The organism is Gardnerella sialicivorans subsp. sialicivorans, assembly GCF_056746795.1.
In genome coordinates this window covers 42,227-63,710 of record NZ_JBWPXA010000008.1, presented here as the reverse complement: position 1 = coordinate 63,710, position 21,484 = coordinate 42,227, and the positions used below count along the sequence as shown (strand labels likewise).

At 42.8% G+C, this 21,484-nt stretch carries 15 protein-coding genes and 3 tRNA genes; 15 read left to right on the top strand and 3 right to left on the bottom strand.

All coding sequences use genetic code 11. The features are described from left to right. Positions 1 to 42: 42 nt before the first annotated feature. Entirely contained in the window at positions 43 to 2,526 is a 2,484-nt protein-coding gene (locus tag AC1EKB_RS05950) for a glycogen/starch/alpha-glucan phosphorylase (protein WP_481249112.1), read from the bottom strand. Between the two features lie 243 nt (positions 2,527 to 2,769). Here AC1EKB_RS05950 and AC1EKB_RS05945 point away from each other — a divergent pair, with 243 nt between their 5' ends. Continuing rightward, positions 2,770 to 3,234, top strand: coding sequence for a sterol carrier family protein (locus tag AC1EKB_RS05945; protein ID WP_481249111.1), 465 nt, complete (start codon positions 2,770 to 2,772; stop codon positions 3,232 to 3,234). A 106-nt stretch (positions 3,235 to 3,340) separates the two neighbouring features. Here the strand turns inward: AC1EKB_RS05945 and AC1EKB_RS05940 are convergent, their stop codons facing one another. Further along, positions 3,341 to 3,766, bottom strand: a complete 426-nt coding sequence (locus AC1EKB_RS05940; protein WP_410294439.1) for a DUF3073 domain-containing protein — start codon at positions 3,764 to 3,766, stop codon at positions 3,341 to 3,343. Positions 3,767 to 3,921: 155 nt separating this feature from the next. On the opposite strand from AC1EKB_RS05940, the gene trpS reads away from it, so the two are divergent. Beyond that, a complete protein-coding gene (gene trpS / locus AC1EKB_RS05935; protein WP_481249110.1) occupies positions 3,922 to 5,013 on the top strand; it encodes a tryptophan--tRNA ligase in 1,092 nt (363 codons plus the stop codon). A gap of 88 nt (positions 5,014 to 5,101) precedes the next feature. Here the strand turns inward: trpS and AC1EKB_RS05930 are convergent, their stop codons facing one another. After that, entirely contained in the window at positions 5,102 to 6,907 is a 1,806-nt protein-coding gene (locus AC1EKB_RS05930; protein ID WP_481249109.1) for a threonine/serine exporter family protein, read from the bottom strand. A gap of 206 nt (positions 6,908 to 7,113) precedes the next feature. Between AC1EKB_RS05930 and AC1EKB_RS05925 the strand changes: the two genes are divergently transcribed. The 13 genes from AC1EKB_RS05925 (at position 7,114) to AC1EKB_RS05865 (ending at position 21,172) form a co-directional block, all read left to right on the top strand. Beyond that, a complete protein-coding gene (locus AC1EKB_RS05925) occupies positions 7,114 to 9,870 on the top strand; it encodes a phosphoenolpyruvate carboxylase (RefSeq protein WP_481249108.1) in 2,757 nt (918 codons plus the stop codon). A 187-nt stretch (positions 9,871 to 10,057) separates the two neighbouring features. Continuing rightward, the gene (locus AC1EKB_RS05920) at positions 10,058 to 10,717 is read left to right on the top strand and encodes a carbonic anhydrase (RefSeq protein WP_481249107.1); all 660 of its coding nucleotides are present in this window, start codon (positions 10,058 to 10,060) and stop codon (positions 10,715 to 10,717) included. Then, positions 10,711 to 11,835 carry a permease gene (locus tag AC1EKB_RS05915; protein ID WP_481249106.1) on the top strand — a complete coding sequence of 375 codons (1,125 nt, stop codon included), beginning with the start codon at positions 10,711 to 10,713 and terminating at the stop codon, positions 11,833 to 11,835. The genes AC1EKB_RS05920 and AC1EKB_RS05915 overlap by 7 nt, the downstream gene beginning before the upstream one ends. Next, positions 11,832 to 12,674 (top strand): TIGR03943 family putative permease subunit, encoded by an 843-nt coding sequence (locus AC1EKB_RS05910; RefSeq protein ID WP_481249105.1) that lies wholly within the window; start codon positions 11,832 to 11,834, stop codon positions 12,672 to 12,674. The genes AC1EKB_RS05915 and AC1EKB_RS05910 overlap by 4 nt, the downstream gene beginning before the upstream one ends. A 107-nt stretch (positions 12,675 to 12,781) precedes the next feature. After that, positions 12,782 to 14,113 (top strand): hemolysin family protein, encoded by a 1,332-nt coding sequence (locus AC1EKB_RS05905; protein ID WP_018642222.1) that lies wholly within the window; start codon positions 12,782 to 12,784, stop codon positions 14,111 to 14,113. A 25-nt stretch (positions 14,114 to 14,138) separates the two neighbouring features. Next, positions 14,139 to 14,618, top strand: coding sequence for a Dps family protein (locus tag AC1EKB_RS05900; RefSeq protein WP_346284370.1), 480 nt, complete (start codon positions 14,139 to 14,141; stop codon positions 14,616 to 14,618). A gap of 97 nt (positions 14,619 to 14,715) precedes the next feature. Then, positions 14,716 to 14,789: transfer RNA gene (locus AC1EKB_RS05895), tRNA-Ile, on the top strand. A gap of 32 nt (positions 14,790 to 14,821) precedes the next feature. Next, positions 14,822 to 14,894, top strand: a tRNA-Ala gene (locus tag AC1EKB_RS05890). Positions 14,895 to 15,170: 276 nt separating this feature from the next. Beyond that, on the top strand, positions 15,171 to 17,522 hold the full coding sequence (locus tag AC1EKB_RS05885) for a heavy metal translocating P-type ATPase (protein ID WP_481249104.1): 2,352 nt from the start codon (positions 15,171 to 15,173) through the stop codon (positions 17,520 to 17,522). A 318-nt stretch (positions 17,523 to 17,840) separates the two neighbouring features. Next, on the top strand, positions 17,841 to 19,331 hold the full coding sequence (locus tag AC1EKB_RS05880) for an FAD-dependent oxidoreductase (RefSeq protein WP_481249103.1): 1,491 nt from the start codon (positions 17,841 to 17,843) through the stop codon (positions 19,329 to 19,331). A gap of 105 nt (positions 19,332 to 19,436) precedes the next feature. Continuing rightward, complete coding sequence (locus AC1EKB_RS05875) at positions 19,437 to 20,480, top strand: M48 family metalloprotease (protein ID WP_481249102.1); 1,044 nt, start codon at positions 19,437 to 19,439, stop codon at positions 20,478 to 20,480. Between the two features lie 99 nt (positions 20,481 to 20,579). Beyond that, a tRNA-Gly gene (locus AC1EKB_RS05870) sits at positions 20,580 to 20,653 on the top strand. 207 nt (positions 20,654 to 20,860) lie between these two features. Next, positions 20,861 to 21,172, top strand: coding sequence for a peptidase A8 (locus tag AC1EKB_RS05865; protein WP_481249101.1), 312 nt, complete (start codon positions 20,861 to 20,863; stop codon positions 21,170 to 21,172). Positions 21,173 to 21,484 lie beyond the last annotated feature (312 nt).

Genomic DNA, 21,484 nt, shown 5'->3' with positions numbered 1-21,484 from the left:
TTTATTTATTTAATGGCTATTACAGTCATTAGCGCCTTTTGCTTATTCAGCAGTTGGAAGAGCGCCAGTGTGCCAAATGCGATCGAGGTAATCTTCGATAGAGCGATCAGAAGAGAAGTAACCAGAGTTGGCTACGTTCAAAACCGCCATGCGAGCCCACTTCATTGGATCGCGGTAAGTTTCCTCAATTTGAGCTTGAATATCCATGTAAGAGCTGAAGTCAGCCATTGCCATGAAGTAATCGTGGGTAAGCCAATCGTTGACGAGTGGTTCGTACGCGCTCTTGTCGCCGTTGGAGAATGTGCCGTCAGCAACCATGTCTACAGCAGTCTTCAAGCGAGGATCGGACTCATAGTACTTACGGGAGCCGCCGTGATCGTAGCCTTCAGCGTAGAGCTTCTCAACCTCGTCAACAGTCATGCCGAAGAGGAAGAAGTTCTCAGCGCCAACGCGCTCGCGAATCTCAACGTTTGCACCATCGAGAGTACCAACAGTCAAAGCACCGTTCAAAGCGAACTTCATGTTACCAGTGCCAGAAGCTTCCTTACCAGCTTGAGAAATCTGCTCATCCAAATCGGTTGCAGGAATCAAGTTCATAGCAAGTTCAATGTTGTAGTTTGGTGGGAAGAACACTGCGAGCTTTCCTTTGCAAGCTGGGTCGTTGTTCACAACGCGGGCAACATTGTTGATGAGCTGAATCGTAAGCTTTGCCATAGCATAGCCTGGAGCAGACTTAGCACCGAAGAACACGGTGCGTGGAAGCATCTTGTCTACGTCGATTGTGCCATTCTTGATTCCAGCGTATGTGGAGATAACCTGGAGGATCTTCATGGACTGGCGCTTATACTCGTGCAAACGCTTAACAATGGTGTTGAACATTGTGTCTGGGTTGATCTCAAAGCCATACTTCTGCTTTGCAAAATCAACGAAGGCAAGCTTGTTTTCCTGCTTGACCTTAGCGAACTTCTTCACGAAGGATGGATCGTCAGCCAATGGCTTCAAGCCTTCAAGAAGCTCCAAATCGCCCTGCCATGCGTCTGTGCCCAAGCCCTCAGTAATAAGAGCAGACATGCGTGGGTTGCTCAAGCGAACGAAACGACGAGGAGTTACGCCGTTAGTAACGTTCTTGAACTTATCTGGGTAAACGCTGGAGAAGTCCTTTAATGTAACATCCTTCAACAACTCAGAGTGAAGCTCAGCAACGCCATTAACGTAAGAGCCGCCGTAGGTAGCCAAGTAAGCCATGCGAACTACAGCACCTTCGCCATTTTCGTCGGCGTCGGTAGCAATGCGCATGCGCTCAACTTGATCTTCGGAAACGCCCTTGCTGCGAAGCTCGTTGCGGAACTGCTCGCTAATGCCCTGAATAATCTCAAGGTGGCGTGGCAAAAGTTCGCCAATAAGCTTGGCTGGCCAAACTTCCAAAGCTTCTGGAAGAAGCGTGTGGCAAGTGTAGTTGAATGTCTTAGTAGTAATGCCCCAAGCGGTGTTCCAATCGTAGCCGTACTCGTCCATAAGAACGCGCATAAGCTCTGGAATACCAATAACTGGGTGAGTATCGTTCAACTGGAAGTTGATCTTGCTTGGGAAGGTTGTAAGATCTGGCTTATCTTGACCAGGATAGAATACGCGAATAGCGTCGTGAATAGAAGCAGCTACGAAGAAGTATTGCTGCTCAAGACGCAAAGCCTTGCCCTGTGGAGTGGAATCTTCTGGATAAAGAATCTTAGAAATGTTTTCTGCTTCAACCTGTGGCTTAACAGCATCCAAGTACTCAGACTTGTTGAATGTGAGCAAATCAAATTCGTCGTAAGACTTAGAAGTCCACAAGCGAAGAGTGTTTACGCGACCAGAGTTGTAGCCTGGAACCATGTAGTCAACTGGAACTGCGCGAACAGCCCATGCTGGCTTCCAAACGCGCTTGCCGTTTTCTTCAACAACTTCGCCGCCGAAGTTAACGCGCTGATCTCGACCATAGTCGATGTGGCCCCATGGCTCTTCGTTGCTAAGCCAGTAATCAGGAGTTTCTACCTGCTTACCCTGCTCGTCGAAGCGCTGCTTAAAAATGCCGTAACGATATTGGATGCCGTAGCCGAATGCTGGAACGCCGATAGAGGCGAGCGAGTCAATAAAGCAGGCTGCGAGACGACCCAAACCGCCGTTACCTAAACCTGGCTCATACTCAGCATCGATAACATCTTTTGGCTCAAAACCAAGCTTTGTAACAGCCTTGTTGAATTGATCGGTAAGGCCAGCGTTAAGCAAAGCATTTTCAAGCTGCTTGCCCATTAAGAACTCTGCGCTTAAATAGCCAACAGCCTTTGTGTTTCCGTTAATCATGTCATGCTGTGTCTGCATCCAAGAGTCCATCAAATGACGACGGACAGCGGTAGCAGCGGCAACATACACATCAGCCGTAGTGGCCTGTTCTGGGGTGACACCCTGGGTGTACTTCAGATGTTCTTGAAGTTCTTTGGCAAATGCCGCCGCAGTAGTCTTGGCTTTCGGCGCGACGTGTTTAGTCATATTTGACTCCTTGTGCCGTGAATAATATATTTACCTAAAATGTGCGAATAGCAACCCTTGATTATGTTGGTTGTAGCCGCGCCAAATTGCACTTAACAAGAAGGTACGCGGCAATGCACACGTTTTCATTATTGATGATACCACAACCCCAAACCCTTATTAAGAATTATTCACAATATAGCTTTTGCAAAACACTGTTAAAATCGCAGATAATAGTCAGATAATTTATGAGATAATTCAAGTATGGCTGTTATACGAGAAGCGGATATAAGCGGCGCTAAAAAATCGTTTGAAACGTGGGCAAATAGCGCAAAATCTTATATAAATTCTATGAAAATAGATTCTACGAACAGTAAAAAAGATTTGTGTTGCGTAAATTCTAATAAGATTGGCGTTAGCGTAAATGATGAAGCAATGGCTGTTAGATATTCGCTTTATGTGCTAGAGCATATAGCTCCTGGTTGCGCTGTGGAAGTAAGAGTGGCCCCTTGGGGAGCTGTAAAAATCTTAGAAGGTCCACATTCGGATCCGCACAATTTAACGCCGCCAGATGTTATAGAGCTTGACCCAGATGTTTGGTTGCGACTTTCTTGCGCAATAACAAAGTGGGACTACGAGCAGCAAATTGGAAATATAAGCGCAGTTGGAGAGCGAGACGATTTAAGCAATTTGCTGCCCGAACTTACAAAAGTCCTTTTTAATAATTAAGGCGAGTATGCCTATTTGCAACCTACCTATTTGCTTATCTACTTATATAAGTAAGTGTTTTTGCGCAAATTTTTGTGTAAAAACTTGCGCAAATTTTGTGCAAAACTCACTTGTTCTTATGCATAAAATTAGGCATCGGCATAGGAATGTGATGATGAACAACGCCAGAATTACTAGACGACTTGTCTTTAGTAGCGGCTTGAGCTGCGGATTGGGCTGCCCACTTTGCGTAATCGTCTAAGTCGTCATCTCCACTCGAAACGGAATCGTGCAAGCTGCCAGCGTTATCATTACCAGCATTAGTGTTGGTGTCTTTAGAATCGTCTTTTACAGAAGAACTTTCGGAATTATCTTGATTATCTAGATAATCCTCATTCTTGTAGCTATCAGATTCAAACGGATCGAAGGATCCTTGACCAGGCTCGTGAGTATTAAGCTCTTTAGCAAGCTCGTCGTAATCCGTATCGGTCGTCAGGTATTTGAGCTTACGGGCAATTTTCTGTTGCTTTGCCTTCTGTCGTCCGCGGCCCATCTGACCCCCTCTAATTTACCGAAACAATCAATTCATCACACAAGAGCGTACCACTTTGCCGCAACAGAGTATATTGTCTGAGCGAACTTTTACCATAAAAGCCATATTTTAGGCGTAAAAATCGCAAGAAAAATTGCGTGTGTAAGGAGTTAGAAATGGTAGAAGAAGCACAGGTTACAGCTGCTGGAAACGAGATAAGCGCAAGCTTTGTGGCAGCTCAAAAACGTTCAGATGCAACACTTGAGAAGCTAAAAGCAAATCCTAGCTCCTTTACAATGCTTACGGGAGATAGGCCAACAGGAAGACTTCACTTAGGTCATTATTTTGGTTCGATTCGTGAGCGTGTCGCAATGCAAAATCTTGGCGTAAACACAAACGTGATTATTGCTGACTATCAGGTGATTACAGATAGAGATACTGTTGAACACGTAGAAGATAACGTGCTAAACCTTGTTCTTGACTACATGGCTGCTGGAATTGACCCTAAAAAAACCATGATTTTTACGCATTCCGCTGTGCCTGCAGAAAATCAGCTTATGTTGCCATTTTTGTCTTTAGTTACAGAAGCAGAATTGCATAGAAATCCTACCGTTAAAGCCGAAATGGAGGCTTCGGGTCACGCTTTAACAGGACTTTTGCTTACGTACCCAGTGCATCAAGCTTGCGATATTCTGTTTTGCAAGGCAAACGTTGTGCCAATTGGCAAAGATAATTTGCCACATATTGAGATTACGCGCACGATTGCTCGCAGATTTAACGAGAGATACGCAAAGAAGAATCCTGTTTTTCCAGAGCCAGCTGCGATTCTTTCGGATACGCCAGAAATTCCAGGATTGGATGGTCGCAAGATGAGCAAGTCTTACGGAAACTCGATTATGCTTGGCGCAACTGCAGAAGAAACAGCAAAGTTGATTAAGAAGAGCCCAACTGATTCCGAGAGAATGATTACTTTTGACCCAGTAGCTCGTCCACAAGTTTCGGCACTTTTGACTACTGCGGGTTTGGTTACGGGCAGGGATCCAAAAGATATTGCGCAAGAAATCGGCAACGCGGGCGCTGGAGCGCTAAAAGCGTATGTTATTGAATCTGTGAACAACTTCCTTGCTCCACACCGCGAGCGTAGAGCGGAATTGGCAAAAGATATGGATGCGATTCGAGATATTTTGCACGATGGAAATGCAAGAGCTGCTGCGATTGCGCAAGAAACACTTGATCAAGTGCGCGAAGCAATGAATATGAAGTATTGATTAATTCTTGCTCGATTGCATACAAATAAAACGCCCAGTAGCAGCTGGGCGTTTTATGTTTATTAGCTTATGGCTATTATGACTATGGCTAAATGTCGTATCGCCAGCTTTTATCTGTTATAACGCGCGCAACTGCAAGTCCTAATGGCAAGCAAATAATCACCATAAACGCGCGGAAGGTCCAGTCTAAAGCAGGAAGAGTATTAAACTGACCGAGATAGAACATTGCGCGATACATATAAAGTCCAGGAACCATAATCACAATAGATGGAACCGTAAGACCAATGCGCGGATAGCCCAAGTATTGCGGCGCCCAGCCTCTATGCACAATTGCACGCCAAGCGGAAGCTAAAAGACCAGCAAGCAAAGCGCCAGTAAACGCTGCAATCTCTGCAGCTACGCCAAAATCAGCCATTGTTAAGCGCAAAGTATCGGTAATTGCTCCGATTATTCCAGCAACAAAACACATTCGTTGAGGAGAATTAAACAGAACGGAGAATCCCCACACGCCTGCAAACGCTGTAATCATTCTAAGAACAGCATTAAGCCAAGGGTTTAAGCCAAGTGGAGTAAAGCCTTGAGGGTCCAACTGAACAAGACTTGCAACCATCCATCCTGCAAGAGTACCCATTAGAATAATCGCCATTGTGTAGCAAAGTCGCTGAATGCCAGAAGGAAAATCAATCTTAGCAATATCTAAGCCGCCTGTAATAAGCGGGAAGCCTGGAATCACAAACAAAACAGAGCCAATATAAGCTGTATTGTGATGCAAAGCAGAAGGGTCAAAGCAACCAATAATGCGCAAAGAAGCAATGCAACTTAAAGCGCCAACAGCAACAGCAATAAACGTTACAACGAATTGGTTTATATGATGCATAAACATGCGTCTTCTAACGTAGTGGCCGATTCCCGCGCCAATAAAAGCGCCAAGCATATCGTAAGCGCCGCCGCCAAGCAAAAATGCGAAGGATGCGCATGCTACTGCAGACGCAAGGCCAGCAAACCAAGGTTTATAAAGAGGCTTGCGGTTTTTGATTAAGTCTAAGCGGTCGTGAACTTGACGAACTGTAAGTGGCGCGGAGAAATCGCCAGCAGGATTTGCGTTAGAGGAAGTAGAAGAATTGTTTTTAAGATCTGAATTCAAATTATTTTGGCTATTTTGGCTATTTTGGTCATTTTGGCCATTCTTGACATTTTGAACGTGAGAAAAATGCTCAACATACGTTTTTTCTGGCTGAAGCGCAAAAATCCCGCGAGGTTTTTCTTTGCGAATAGCCTCTTGAATTGCCATTTTTTCTTCGACTTTTGCAGCGTGCTCCTCCGACTGCTTAGCTGTTTGAACAATCGCGTTCTCGTTACTGCTAGCTTGAAGAGTATCCACTAATTCTTTGGAAACAGTGGCTTTTGAATGGTATAAGGAATCGTTTCCAAGCTTAACGTTAAACCAATCTGCAAAGTGCTCAAGAAGCCAGATTCTCTCCGTGTTTACGCCAGTAGTAGGCAAGTCAACAACTTCTGTAATTCGCTCGTGCTTATCTGTGCAAGTTGCTTCAATATCTGTTAGATTAACGTCTGCACGAACGTTCACGCCCATAGGTTCGCCAACCCTATGCATAAGCTCGCGAACGCGGTAGCTTCCAGTGCCAGCGCCTAAACCTAAAGCGCCAACACGAATAATAATGCTGGATTTTGCTGCAATTCCAGCTTGCGTAACTGGTTTATCCCAATCGCGCTCAACATCTTCCATATCTAGCGGAATCGCGTGCGTTTGAAAACGGCCAGAAGGCTTTCCAACAATATGGCCAGTCGAAAGTATTTTTGGCTTATTACTATCGCTGTTACTACTACTGCTATTACTATCGCTGCTATCCGCGTTATTCTCTTCTATGCTCACAATTTTTTAGTATACGCATTGCATTGCCTATAAAAATTTATATAAAAAATTTATATAAAAAATCAGTCCTAAGGTCGGTTCACAATTATTTTGGAATCTCGCTGGAAACAAAGGCTGTGGGCTTGCAACTTTTGACCTAAATAACCGCGGAGGAGCCGTGGAAGTCGAATGACCAAGCAACCTTATGACTAGCACAAGGAGGTCTGATGACAACTCAAAATCAACAGGTAACTCCAGCAGACGCAACGATTGTAACGTCTGGTTTAGGGCGAAAAGGCCCCGAGGAGCGCGAACTGCCAGCATCGCTTAAGCAAGACATGGATTTGTGCTTGCATATTCTGCGCGATGTTTTAGGCGAATTTGATGAAAAATTATTAACCGTATTTGACGAAGTGCGCTTAAATGCTGTAGACGCAAGTGCAGCACACTTTAATCAAATGCTTGATGCTCAAGAAACAGAAAACGACGGACTAAGCAAGGCTGTAGAAAAAATCAATGGCATGGATTTGCCAGATATGCAATTGCTTGCGCGCGCGTTTGCTACATACTTCCATCTTGCAAATCTTTGCGAAGAAAACTACAGGGTTTCTGTGCTACATCAGCGCGAATGCGACGTTGAGGATTCCAATCCAGTGGATCCAGTGAACGAGCTAACTTGCGCATATCACAAGTTGCTTACAGAAATGAGCCCTGCGCAAGCTAAGGAATTACTTGCAAAGCTTGAGTTCCACCCAGTTTTTACTGCGCACCCAACAGAAGCTAGGCGCAAGGCTGTAGCTGGTAAAATCCGCAGAATATCGCAGCTTTTAAGTAAGCACAATACTTTAGGTGGATCGGATAAGCGCGAGAATTATCGTAAGCTATACAACGAGATTGACGCATTGCTTCGTACGTCTCCAATCGCACTTAAAAAGCCAACTCCTGTTGAAGAAGCGGACACGATTCTAGACATTTTTGACGCCACTTTGTTCAACACGATTCCGCTGGTTTATCGCAGATTTGACGATTGGTTGCTAGGTAAGAAGGCTGGCTTAGTGCCACCGCGTTGCCCAGCGTTCTTCCATCCAGGAAGCTGGATTGGCTCCGATAGAGACGGAAATCCAAACGTTACAGCAAAAGTTAGCAGGCAAGTTGCTAGAAAGTTTAGCGACCACGTTCTTGCTGCCCTAGAAGAGCGCACGCGTGAAGTTGGAAAATGCTTAACAATGGAAACACGCACAACTCCTCCAAGCGTTGAGCTTTTGGAGCTTTGGAATCGCCAGCGAGAAATGAGCGAGCAGCTAACGGAAAGCGCATCCGACGTTTCCAACAGCGAGCCGCATAGAGCCGTTATGCTTGTTATGGCAGATCGTTTGCACAGAACGATTAGCCGAGATACAGACTTGATGTATCATTCTTGCGAAGATTTTATTGAAGACTTGCACATTGTGCAAAGGTCGCTTGCGGCTGCTGGCGATTCGCGCGCGGCTTATGGTCCGTTGCAAGATCTTATTTGGCAGGCGCAAACATTTGGATTCCACATGGTGGAAATGGAGTTCCGTCAGCATTCGCTCGTGCATTCTCGCGCTTTGGAAGATATTCGCGAACACGGTTTGCATGGGGAGCGCGGCCCGCTTCAGCCAATGACTCGCGAAGTTCTAGACACTTTCCGCGCGCTTGGTGCTATTCAAAAGCGAAATGGTATGCGCGCTGCTCGCCGCTACATTATATCGTTTGCAAAGTCTGCTCAGCATGTTCGCGATGTGTTTGAGCTTAATCGCCTTGCGTTTGCTCACCCACAAGATGCGCCAACAATCGACGTAATCCCACTTTTTGAGCAGCTTGAAGACTTGCAAAATTCGGTTAATGTTCTGGAAGAAATCATTAAGATTCCAGAAGTTCAAGCTCGCTTAAAGGCCACTGGCCGCAAGATGGAAGTTATGCTCGGCTACTCCGACTCTTCCAAAGACGCAGGCCCGACTTCTGCAACGCTTGCTTTGCATTCTGCTCAAGAGCGTATTGCTCAGTGGGCTAAAAAGCACGATATTGACTTAACGCTGTTCCACGGCCGCGGTGGCGCTGTTGGACGAGGCGGCGGTCCTGCAAACCGTGCTGTTTTGGCTCAGCCAGTTGGGTCGGTAAATTGCAGATTTAAGCTTACTGAGCAAGGCGAGGTTATTTTTGCTCGCTACGGAAATCCAATTTTGGCGATTCGCCACTTGGAATCTGTTGCTGCAGCAACTTTGCTTCAGTCTGCTCCAAGCGTGGAGAAAACAAACACAGAGATGACGCATAAGTATGCGGATATGGCTCAAAAGCTTGATGTTGCAGCGCATAATCGTTTTATTGATTTGCTTCAAACAGATGACTTTACGCCGTGGTTCTCAACCGTTACTCCGCTTAGCGAGATTGGTTTGCTTCCAATCGGCTCTCGCCCTGCAAAGCGAGGCCTTGGCGCAAAGTCTTTGGATGATTTGCGTACAATCCCGTGGGTTTTCTCTTGGGCTCAAGCTCGAATAAACTTGGCAGCGTGGTACGGCTTGGGTACAGCTTGCGAAAAGTTTGGCGACTTGCAAACTTTGCGCAAAGCGTACGAAGAGTGGCCACTTTTCAGCACTTTTATTGACAACATTGAGATGTCTTTGGCTAAAACGGATGAGCGCATTGCTCGCATGTATCTAAGCCTTGGAGATCGCGAAGATTTGAGCGATAAGGTGCTTTCGGAAATGCAACTTACGCGCAAGTGGGTTTTGCAAATTGTTGGAGATAAGTGGCCGTTGCAACATCGCCATGTGCTTGGCCAGGCGATCCGCGTGCGCTCGCCTTACGTGGACGCGCTTTCTGTAATTCAGTCACTTGCATTGCATAAGCTGCGCAACAAGGTAGATAAAGAAGAGCTTAGCGAAAGTCAGCAAGCAGAGTTTATTTACTTGATTCTTTGCACAGTTTCTGGTGTTGCTGCAGGCTTGCAAAACACTGGATGATTTTAATAAATCACTGAATCAAGAAGGCTCTCGTATTTGCGAATTGCAATACGGGAGCTTTTTGATAATAGGCTTATATTCTTAAACAAAATTCTTATTTACTACGAAAGATACAATATATTCTAAGTCAAAAATTTTAAACTTTAAGCAACTGAAAATATTGCCAATGCCAGTGTAGGAGGTAATAATGCAAAAAGAAGTCAGCGAAGATTTTGCTAATGAAGATTCAGTTTTAGCTACATCGGTATTAAGCGCAATGCTTGCGGGGAATCGCAAATTTGCAGACGGCAATTCAGCGCATGCAGGCGTAAATTCAGAATCGCGCATGAAACTTATTGACGGTCAGTATCCTGGAGCTGTTGTGCTTTCGTGCGCAGATTCGCGAGTTGCTCCAGAATTTATATTTGACGCTGGTTTGGGCGATATTTTTTCTGTTCGTACAGCTGGAGAAGTGTTGGATGATGCCGTAATAGCTTCGCTAGAATACGCTGTAAGTGATTTGGGAGTAAAAGTGTTGGTTATGCTTGGGCATGAGCATTGCGGCGCTGTACAGGCTGTTTTGCCGAATGTGCAAAAGCTGGTTTCTGAATGCGGCGAAGATAAAACAAGCGAAATAATTGAGTCGAGCGAGTCAATATTGCTGCGTTCTTTAGGACCTGCTGCGCTTGCAGGTGTTGAGGAAAATTTAGATACAGATGATATTGAACGTATTCACGTGTCTAATATTTTGGCTGAAATTTGCGAAAAATCACAAATAATTCGCGAAGCTGTTTTCAAAGACGCTTTGATGCTTGTTGGAGCAAGGTATCGAATGAGTGACGGCTTGGTGGAAGTATTGTCATGCTAAAAACAGAAACCGAAGCAAAAACAACGAGCCAAGTAGAAAAAGCAAGTAAAGCAAAACAAGCAAATTCTGCAAACTACCTATATTTGATTATAGGGATTCCTTTTATTTCTTTGATTATTGCAATGCTACCTGCTTTGCAAGCGCGCAACCCGTGGTTGCCTGTAAACACTGTTATTAGGGGTGTTTCTGGTTTGCTTTTGCAAGCTGTTCCGTTTACGTTGATTGGTGTTCTTGTTTCTGCTGCTGTAGAAACGTGGGTTACGGAAGATTTTATTGAAAAACACGCTCCAAAGTCTATTGCAAACGGCTTTTTAGCTGCGATTCTTGCAGGTGTATGTGTTCCTGTTTGCGATTGCGTTGTTGTTCCAACTTTTTCTCGTCTTGTTGCGCGAAAGCTGCCATTGCCTTGTGCTGTAACGTTTTTGTGCGCTGTTCCAGTGGTAAATCCTGTTTCTATTTGGGCTACTTGGTACGCGTTTGCGGATGTTCCAGCAGTTGCTGTAACTCGAGTGGCTTTGGGTGTTGGTGTGGCTCTTTTAGTGGGTGTTAGCTTTGTGATTTTTCCTGTAAAGTCGCAAGTTTTAAGGCGAAATGTATTGGAAAAAGTTCGTGCTGATTGTGCGGATTGCGGCGGCTGCAATAAGTCGCAAAGTGGCCATTCTTCGTATAAAAATTCTTCTAGCTTTAAGTCTGGTATTAAAAATAGTTTGAAAACTTATGCACGTCACATTTATTTAGATTTTATGCGACTAATGCCAATAATTTTGTTTGGAACAGTAGTAGCTTCGATTATTCGAGTTTGGCTTGGCGCAGATCCTGCATCAAAAGTTAACACAACAACTGTTTTTGTTGCAATTCCAGCAATGATGTTAATAGCGTATGCAAGCTCACTTTGCTCCAGTTCCGACGCTGTAATCGCGCGCTCTTTGGCCTCCTCGCTTCCAATGAGTTCAGTAATTGTTTTTCTGCTTTTTGGGCCAATGCTAGACATAAAAAATACGCTTATGCTTGTTGAAGATTGCAAAACTAGCTTTGTTTTGCGCTTAATTGCAACGATTGTTGTGTTCTGTTTGTTTGCGGCGCTTATTGTTCATTTTGCGTGGGGAGTAATGCTATGAGTAACGCTGTTAATAGTGCTGTTAATAGTGCTGTGATTGATATAAATTCCGCAAATTCTGCAAAATTGTCTAAAAAAATTACCTTTGCAAGCATTGTTCAAGCATTGTGTTTATTTTGTTTTTCTGCAACTTTAATGCACAGTGCTCTAAGTGGATCTTATGCAATTTTGACTACTCCGCGCGCGTTTGCTTATCTTATTTTTGCTGCGATTTTGCTTTTGGTTTTGGGAATTTGCTCACTTTTTGGACTTTTTCCTGCACATGTTAAAGATTGCAAAAAAATAATGGTTTCAATTGTAGTGCCAATGCTTATTATTTTAATCCCATTGCAAATGTCTCAATCTGCGCTTGCGAGTGGTTTTGCAAAGTCGGCAGGTTTTGACGAGTATGCTTCTGGTCGCGCAATAGCAATCGCGTCTAATCGTAAAAATAACAAAAAAAATTTAAGCGGATTAGATGTAGTTAATAAAAAAATTGTTGTTGCAGACGATGATTTTGGCAATTGGTACAACGAAATTGACCATAATTTTGATAAATACAAAGATTATACGATTGTTGTAAAAGGGTTTATAAGCAAAGAATCTACGCTTTCTAAAGATCAAGTTCGCATATCTAGACAGTTTATGTCTTGTTGCATTTTAGATATGTCTCCGTTTGGTTTTGTTGCGCAAATGCCCAAAAATATGCGATTTGAGCATCATCAATGGGTTGTTGTTAAAGCCAAAATAGCTCTTGGAAAAGTTGGGCTAAAAGGTTATTCGCAAGATGGAATTGTTCTTAAAGTTGAATCCGCTAGCGATTTGAATAAAGCGCCTTCGGGGTATTTCTATAGAACTTGATTGTGAGTATTTGTTTATTATCCGCATATTATCAACATTATAAACATTATCAATATTGCTTTTATACGCACTTTTTATATGAGCTAAATTCAACTAAGATAGCAAGTATGTCGTTGGGTTTTAACATTGCACTCATTGTTGTGTTCCTTTTGTTTGGTTCAATATTTGCAGCAACCGAACTTGCGCTTGTTAACTTGCGATCGTCGCAGCTGGATCGCATGGAAGCACAGGATGCGCGAGGAGCGCGCGTAGCAAAAATCGCCCGCGATCCAAACACTTTTCTTTCCACTCTTCAAATCGGAGTTACGCTTTCTGGTTTTCTTTCGGCATCTTTTGGCGAATCTGCAATAGCACCTCATGTTGTGCCATTAGTGGAGTCTTGGGGTGTTTCAAAACATGTAGCAGGCCCGCTTACGACTATTGTTTTAACGCTCATAATATCGTATTTTTCAATCGTAATTTCTGAGCTTGTTCCAAAAAGAATCGCAATGCAAAGATCGGAGCAAATCGCAAGGGCTGTTGTTCCTGCAGTAGACGTGTTCTCTAAAATATGCAAGCCTCTAATATGGTTGATTGCTAAGAATACCAACGGTTTTGTGCGCCTTCTTGGGTTTGATCCAAACGAAAAAGAAAGTGAAGTTTCCGACGAAGAGTTGCGCGTTTTAGTTAATTCCAATAAAAAACTTAGTCAAGATGAGCGCACGATTTTAGACGATGTTTTTGACGCTTCCGAGACGATTGTTGCAGAAGTCATGCGTCCGCGTGCAGACGTTGAGTTTTTGGATGGCTCACTAAGCCTAGAAGATGCTGCTGCAAAAATTAGGGAATTGCCATATTCTAGATATCCGGTAACAGGCAAGGATTTTGATGATGTTATTGGATTTGTCCACGTTCGAGATTTGCTGGATGTTAAAGATCCAAACGCAAAAACGGTAGCAGACGTAACTAGAGAGGGAATAAGTCTGCCTGGAACATCTAAGTTGCTTCCAAGTCTTGAGCTTCTTAGAAAGCGAGGTGTTCATCTTGCGGTTGTTATTGACGAATATGGCGGAACGGATGGCATTGTAACTCTTGAAGACATGACCGAGGAATTGGTTGGAGATATTCGAGACGAGTACGACTTGCCAGATGAGTCTGATTTAAGCCGTGATAGTAAGTCTACGGCGTTTGTAAACGGAGTAGCTACTGTTGATGGCGGAATGACGATTGAAGACTTTGCAGACGTTACTGGAATCGAATTGGAAGATGGCCCTTACGAAACGGTTGCAGGGTATTTTCTGGCTCGCACAGGCTCGATGGGTAAGGTTGGCGCTGTTTTGCACGATGCGGATGGCTACGATATGACTGTTGCAGAAGTGGATGGTCGTAGAATTGCCACTATTGAAGTTAGAAAAACAGAGCAAAATAAAGATTTGAACAAAATTAATAACAAAAATTAATAAAAAACAAAAAATGGAGGATACTATGGCTTTAATGCATATTGTGCCAGGTTTAGACGAAGTTTCTAGTGAGAAAGCTATTGCGGTTTTGCAAAATCGCTTAAGCCACGAGCAGGAAGCTGCTTTAGTCTTAAAGCATGCGCATTGGAATGTTACAGGCCCAGACTTTATTGCAGTTCACGAAATGCTTGACCCACAAGTTGCAGAAGTTTTGGCTCAAGCAGATGAGACAGCTGAGCGAATTGCAACTCTTGGAGGCTCGCCATTGGGTCGCGCGGACGATGTTGTTGCATCGCGCACATGGAAGCGTTTTTCTCTTAGTGGCAGAAAATCCACTAAAGAATATTTGCAAGCATTAATTGAGTATTACAACGATATGATTGCGGACGATAGAAATGCCATTGCACAGCTTGATAATCTTGATATTGTTAGCTCAAATATTATTCAAGACCATGTTCAGCAGCTTGAAAAGTTCCAGTGGTTTATGCGCAGTCATTTAGAGTAATTTTGTAGAATAATTTTGCGACACGCTTAGATTTGCTATTTGACATTTTTGTTTCATGTGCTAATCTAACTACTTGTATGTTTTCAACATACAAGTTGGGCCCGTAGCTCAGGTGGTTAGAGCGCATCCCTGATAAGGATGAGGTCGGAGGTTCAAGTCCTCCCGGGCCCACGAAATTGAACATCTTGTTCTTTTTCTCCAATGGGGCTATGGCGCAGCTGGTAGCGCATCTGCTTTGCAAGCAGAGGGTCAGGAGTTCGAGTCTCCTTAGCTCCACAAACAGGGTTTCTAGCCAATCGCTAGAAGCCCTTTTTCGTACATGCGCTCAGTGTTGCCTTTTGCGCGTGTTACTTGGCTTTGCACACGTCTTGTTATGTGAGAATGCTTCTCATCAATGGTTGTTGTTAATATATTCATTAACAAATAAACATAAGTATCTTTACGCCGTGTATTGAGTGCGCTATTTAATTTGTGCTCAATGGGTTAACAAGGCGTGAAATCGTGTGTTAGCAGCGTCTTAAGCGGTTAGCCTGATCAGCGTAAGGAAAGTGTATGCGTAAACTTTTATCGTATTGCCGTCGTGCTCCTCAATTAGTAATAGTTTTAGTTTTGTTCCCGTTTATTGCGGCGTTTTATTCTAGAAATCTGACTTTTATACTCGATTTTTGCAAAGTTATAAGCAAGACGTTTACTTTCCTACTTTCGTTAATAAATTTTGATTTTAATGTGCAAATAAGCCTTACAATCGGGCAAAGTATAATAACATGTTTAGTTTTATACACATGTGTTAAGTCTCTTTTAAGTATGATTGATGATTTGGCGCATGGCACACTTGGAATTGACTTGCTCGCGTTTGTTGCATTGCTTGCAACGCTTTGTATAGGCGAATTTTGGGCAAGTTATTTGATTGTTGTAATGGTGTTTACAGGCGAAGCAATCGAAGACTTTGCGCAAGATGCAGCGCAGAAAAATCTATCTCTTTTAGTAAATGCGTCTCCTCAAACCGCGCATTTAATGACACTTCCTGGAATAGTGTGCGGTGAATCTTGTGAGCAATGTGCTCTGCTTGATCATAGTCATTTTAGAAAAGTCAGCGATGAATCTTCTCTAGAGGCATCGCAAGAACCTCAAGATTTTACTAGTTGTGAATCGTGTAAAAAATGTAACAATAACTCTAAAGAATGCCCAATATTGCAAGATGTAAAGTCTTCTAGCCAATTACAAAGATTCAAAACAGTTCCAGTTGAAGATCTAAAAATTGGCAATGTAATAGTTGTTCTTCCTGGAGAAACAGTTCCTGTAGACGGTGAGCTTTTAAGCGGTTCTGCGGTTTTAGACACAAGCGCAATAAATGGCGAATCGCTTCCGCGCGAAGTGTTTGCTGGCGCGCAAGTGTTGTCTGGGTGCGTAAATGGCGGCGTTGTGTTGATTATGCGCGTAACTAAGTTATCGCAAAATTCGCAATACCAAAAAATCATGAAGTTGGTGGAATCTGCAAGAAGTTCCAAGGCTGCTGTGGTTCGATTTGCGGATATGCTTTCCGTTCCATTTACGGTGCTTTCTTTTGTGATTGCATTTAGCGCTTGGACTGTATCTGGGCAGGCTTTAAGATTTGCGCAAGTGTTGGTGCTAGCTACGCCTTGCCCGCTATTAATTGCTGTGCCAGTGGCATTTATGGCAGGAACAGGAAGACTTGCAAAGCTTGGAATTGTTGTAAAAAGTCAGGATGTTTTAGAGCAATTAAGTTGCGTAAGTGATGTTTTCTTCGACAAAACAGGAACGCTTACTGTTAAGCAGCCTCAAGTTGTTAGAGTGGATTTAGTGAATCATAAAGATAGCGAAAATCAGGAAAATCAAGAAAATAGTGGGTTGCAAAATAGGATACTAATGTTTGCTGGTGTTCTGGAAACCTACTCGCAGCACATTCTTGCAGGAGGAATTGCAAAAGCTGGAGCAGATCTTTGGCAAAACGCGCATCCATCTGCTATTCCGCAACTTCCAAGCGTGCGAGAATACCCAGTTATAAGCGGTGTTAAAGAAACTGCTGGGCAAGGTATATGCGCAAGTGTGGATGGTATAAACGTTAGAGTTGGGCGAAAAAGCTACGTTTTGAATGCGTGCGCTGGCAAGCTCGCGGAAAAGTCGCAAGACTCCGAAGATAAAGCTATGCTTGCAAATATAGAAAATATAGAAAACGCAAAAAATATATCAAAAATAGAAAGCAACTTTGAAAAACTTGCTGCCGACGAAATGGCAACATACGTTTCTTTTGATGGCAAACTTGTTGGTCGAATCGTTCTAAAAGACGTGCCTAGAGAAAATGCAAAATCAACGATTCAAAAACTAAAGGAGCTTGGCATTCGTTCAATAAGCATGCTTACAGGAGACGGCTTGCAAGCTGCTCAAACAATAGCAAAAAGCGTTGGGATTGAGCGAGTAAAGGCTAATTTGCTACCGCAAGACAAACTTGAGTGCATAAAACAGCACTATAGTGATTACAAAAATGCGTATGATTACGGCATCTTTAGAAGCTTCATTAATAAGAAAAAAGATAAGTGCGTAACGATGATGGTTGGAGATGGCGTAAACGATGCTCCAGTTTTGGCTGCAGCAAACATTGGTGTGGCTTTAACAGATGGCACGGATACAGCGGCTTCGGAGTGCGCGCAAGTTGTGATTATGAACAACAACATTTATGCTGTAGCAAACGCTGTAAGTGTTGCAAAACACACGAAGCGAGTTATGGTTCAGGCGGTTATGCTGGGAATTGGTTTGGCTGTTATAAGCATGATTGCAGCGGCTTTTGGGATGATTCCTGCGGTTCTTGGGGCAATGATGCAAGAGATGATTGATGTTGTGTCAATTTTATGGGCGCTAACAGCGTTGAAAGGCAAGCGTGCGTGATTTTGCGTGCGTAAGTGCGAATGTGAATATGTGCATAAGTAGCAAGAGTTTATATGTGTAAATGCGAATATGTGGATAAGCGCAATCGCGTATAAGCAATAAATGTGTATAAGTGACAATATTCACTTTGCTCTTTTCTTGAATGAGACAAGGCGCTAGTCTAAGTAGTGGAGCATTTAAGGAAGCGATTTTTATTTCAATCTTCAAAAAGATTAGGCTTAAGAATGCTCGAAACACGCAAAATGTAATGTTTTAACATAACAAAAGTTAAATAACAACATTTGAATACAAAATTTGAATAACAACATGGGAAAATTTATGGAAACGAATTATAATGCGGATTCGCACGAATTGCGAATCGCAGTTATTGGCGCGGGGCCTGCTGGAATTTACTCGTCAGATATTTTTCTTCGTCAGCTTAAAAAACTAGGCGACGGCATGGGCTTGGGTACGGCCGCTAGGATCGATTTATTTGAAAAGCTACCAGTGCCATTTGGCCTGGTTCGATATGGCGTTGCTCCAGACCATCCGAGTATAAAATTTATTGCAGATGCATTAGCTAAAACGCTTGATAATCCAAATATTCACTTGTATGCGAATGTTGAATTTGGCAAAGATATTACATTAGAAGATTTATTGCCGCGATATGACGCAATTCTTTTTGCTACGGGCGCTGTAGAAGATAAGCCGCTTAATATTCCAGGAGCATCGTTGAACGGCGTGTATGGCGCTGCAAAGTTTGTGGAATGGTACGACGGGTATCCTACCAGTGAGCGCACGTGGCCGCTTGATGCAAGCGAAGTGGCTGTTATTGGTGGCGGAAACGTTGCTATGGATGTTGCGCGCGAGCTTTTGCGAGATGCGGATTATCTTAGAGAGCACACGGATATTTCCGACGACGTTTACAATGGTTTGCTTAAAAACCAGGCTAAAACACTTCACTTGTTTATTCGACGAGGCGTTGCTCAAGCTAAGTTCTCGGTACAAGAATTGCGCGAGATGGGAAAGCTTTCTGGTGTGCAAATAGTTGTAAACGAGAGCGATTTTGATTTGGATGACGAAACAATTGATGTTGCTGGAAAAGACAAATTGACTCGCCAAATGGTAGAAGAGCTTTTTGCTATACGCGATTTGAGTGAAGATATGGAAGATGGTGGAAACGTTGACTTTGAGGGCAATCCTGCAAATAAGCGCTACATTATTCACTTTAACGCAACTCCAGTTGAGATTTTAGGCAAAGATGGGCGAGTGCGTGCGATTCGAGTAGAGCGCACATCTACAAGCGCGGATGGCAAAATGACTTGCACTGGCGAGTTTGAAGAATACCCAGTTCAGGCGGTTTATCACGCGATTGGATATAAGCCTGCGCAAGTTAGTGGAGTTGCTTACGATTCTGCTCGCGCTCTTCTTGCAAATAGCGATGGTAGGATTTTAACTTCTGCGCAAAACGGGAATGTTCGCTCGCGCTTGTATGCAACTGGTTGGGCTAAGCGAGGACCAGTTGGGTTGATTGGTTCTACAAAATCGGACGCTTTGCAAATTGTTGAAAATATGCTGGAAGACTTGGCAAAAAGTTCGGTCGAAGAATGTGAATCCGCGCTTCCTGCGCTTCCTGGGCGATTGGCAACAGATAGAGACCCTAAGTCTATTGAAAATCTTCTTGCATCTAGAGGAGTCAAAGTGGTTGATTTTGAGGGGTGGAAGAGGATTGATGCTTTTGAGGTTGAATCTGGATTAGCGGAAAATCGCGCTCGCAAAAAAGTCGTATCTAAACAAATGCTTATGGATATAGCGGAAATTAAACAATAGTTTATTGCATTTATAGGCGTGTTTGAATATAAGCATTGTCTATAAGCATTAAATATACAGTTTTCATTCAGCAAAATTACAGATGCGATTATTAGAATCAAAATCATGTTTGGCAACATGGGTATGCGCTATTTCAATAATTTGAAAACAGTAGTGTTGTTTTCTCTAATATGGCTATTTGCTGCTTTGCTGTGGATTGTTGCTGGATTGCAGCTGTCGATGCTTGTTTGGTTTGCAATTATTGCAATAATTTTAAGCTTATGCGCTTATTGGCTTTCTGGAAAAGTTGCCACGTGCATTATGAGTGCTAGCGAAATTAGCGAGAACGACGAACTTGTTTTATACGGCATTGTTCGCGAGATTTCTGCGCAAATCGAAAAGCCTATGCCGCGCCTTTATGTTGCTCCAACAGACAGTCCAAATATTTTTGCAATTGGTAGATGTGAGCGTCACGCAACTATTTGCTGCACTCGTGGTCTTTTGAATATTCTAAATGAGCGCGAGTTGCGTGGCGTTGTAAGCCATGAGCTTATTCATGTTTATAATCACGATATTTTGAATTCAACGGTTGCATCTGCAATTGCAACGGTTATTACGTATTTTGGGTACATGCTTATGTATTCGGGTAGTGAGTGCGCAAAATCTGCTAAAAGGCGTTGCCCTGTACTAAAGGTTATTGGCAAGGTTTTAAGTGCCATTTTTGTGCCGCTTGGTTCTCTATTTGTTAAGCTTGCGATTTCTAGAGCGCGCGAGCTGGATGCAGATCGAAGTGCAAGTATGCTTACTGGCGACCCTGCGGCTTTGGCTTCTGCGCTAAACAAAATTTCCTACGGAGCTAAGATACATAAGATGGATTTGCATTCAGGAGTGCAAGCCGTTGCGTCTTTGATGATTATTAATCCGTTTGCAGCTTGTGATTCTAGGCTGTTAAAGATGTTTTCTAGGCAGCCAGATGTTAAAAAGCGAGTTGACTGCTTGATGCTTATGGCTAGTAAAATGGAGAATCTTGTGCAAGAAGATGCTCGTGGGGAAGTAGATTACGTTGAGCCAGAGGGCGATAGCGTGTTTCGTTTTAAGAATGGTGCTAAATACGATATTAAATACAGCAAAGGCGTTTCTGGCGGAGTTGTAGCGGTTAGCGGAGCGTGATATTCTTAGATGGTTTGCTTTTTAGATTGATTCTTTGGCACTTATTTGCTTGTTTGCAGGCAGATTATTTTGGAGGATTAGTCGCAAGCAACCGAACATGCGGACATAGTTCATCGGTAGAATGGAAGCTTCCCAAGCTTCAGAGGCGGGTTCGATTCCCGTTGTCCGCTCCAATTAAAAACGTTGATATATCAACGTTTTTGGCTTGTTTTTATGGCTCAAAAATAGGTTAAATGTGCAAATAGTGTGAAAATAATGTGCAAAATTCTGTGATTTTTTTTTTAATATTGACACGAAAATCTTAGCTAAATTAAAATCGTATTAAATCCGCTATGGCAGGGGATTTGATTTGTTGTTATTTGATTTGTTAGGAGGTTTTTATGTTAGATATGTTGTTTGCGCTTGTTGCTGTTGTATCAATGTTAATAGGTTTAGTTTTGTCTGTAATGCTTTGGGTTAAAAGCAGCAAGTCAGTTAAAGAATTGTATAAAAACGCATATGTATATGCAATTATTGATGTTGTATTAGGCGTATTGTCGTATATATCTTATGTTGTAACTATCAATTCTGTAGATGTTGATGTGCGTGAGTTCTACACAAATTATTTCACGGCGCCATTGATTGTTCTTGCTGTTCTTGTTGTAAGTATTGCTGCTATAACTCTTTTTAAGAGTAAAAAAATAGCTATGTAAAATAACTAGATTAAACAGTTTATCAAATAATAATAGCCTTCTGAGTTTAATTAAGATTCAGAAGGCTATGTTTGTTATATGTTGTGTTTGATTTGCTTGTGATTTGTTGATTTTGGTATGAATTTTGTGTGTGATATTAGACAAAATATGCATAAATCGTAGTTTTTGTACATTGGATGTATAAAAAATTGTACATCGGATGTACAAAAAATACGTTTTTTGTGTATACAAGTTCTTATAATCGCACAGTTGCAATGCGATGCATTTGAGTGAATAAATAAAGACCAGCTTGGTTGTTTGCAAGCAATTTAG

Bases quoted from the DNA above. Each gene is read 5' to 3' on its own strand.
- AC1EKB_RS05950 (WP_481249112.1), bottom strand. From the start codon at position 2,526: ATGACTAAACACGTCGCGCCGAAAGCCAAGACTACTGCGGCGGCATTT.
- AC1EKB_RS05945 (WP_481249111.1), top strand. From the start codon at position 2,770: ATGGCTGTTATACGAGAAGCGGATATAAGCGGCGCTAAAAAATCGTTT.
- AC1EKB_RS05940 (WP_410294439.1), bottom strand. From the start codon at position 3,766: ATGGGCCGCGGACGACAGAAGGCAAAGCAACAGAAAATTGCCCGTAAG.
- trpS (WP_481249110.1), top strand. From the start codon at position 3,922: ATGGTAGAAGAAGCACAGGTTACAGCTGCTGGAAACGAGATAAGCGCA.
- AC1EKB_RS05925 (WP_481249108.1), top strand. From the start codon at position 7,114: ATGACAACTCAAAATCAACAGGTAACTCCAGCAGACGCAACGATTGTA.
- AC1EKB_RS05920 (WP_481249107.1), top strand. From the start codon at position 10,058: ATGCAAAAAGAAGTCAGCGAAGATTTTGCTAATGAAGATTCAGTTTTA.
- AC1EKB_RS05915 (WP_481249106.1), top strand. From the start codon at position 10,711: ATGCTAAAAACAGAAACCGAAGCAAAAACAACGAGCCAAGTAGAAAAA.
- AC1EKB_RS05910 (WP_481249105.1), top strand. From the start codon at position 11,832: ATGAGTAACGCTGTTAATAGTGCTGTTAATAGTGCTGTGATTGATATA.
- AC1EKB_RS05905 (WP_018642222.1), top strand. From the start codon at position 12,782: ATGTCGTTGGGTTTTAACATTGCACTCATTGTTGTGTTCCTTTTGTTT.
- AC1EKB_RS05900 (WP_346284370.1), top strand. From the start codon at position 14,139: ATGGCTTTAATGCATATTGTGCCAGGTTTAGACGAAGTTTCTAGTGAG.
- AC1EKB_RS05885 (WP_481249104.1), top strand. From the start codon at position 15,171: ATGCGTAAACTTTTATCGTATTGCCGTCGTGCTCCTCAATTAGTAATA.
- AC1EKB_RS05880 (WP_481249103.1), top strand. From the start codon at position 17,841: ATGGAAACGAATTATAATGCGGATTCGCACGAATTGCGAATCGCAGTT.
- AC1EKB_RS05875 (WP_481249102.1), top strand. From the start codon at position 19,437: ATGTTTGGCAACATGGGTATGCGCTATTTCAATAATTTGAAAACAGTA.
- AC1EKB_RS05865 (WP_481249101.1), top strand. From the start codon at position 20,861: ATGTTAGATATGTTGTTTGCGCTTGTTGCTGTTGTATCAATGTTAATA.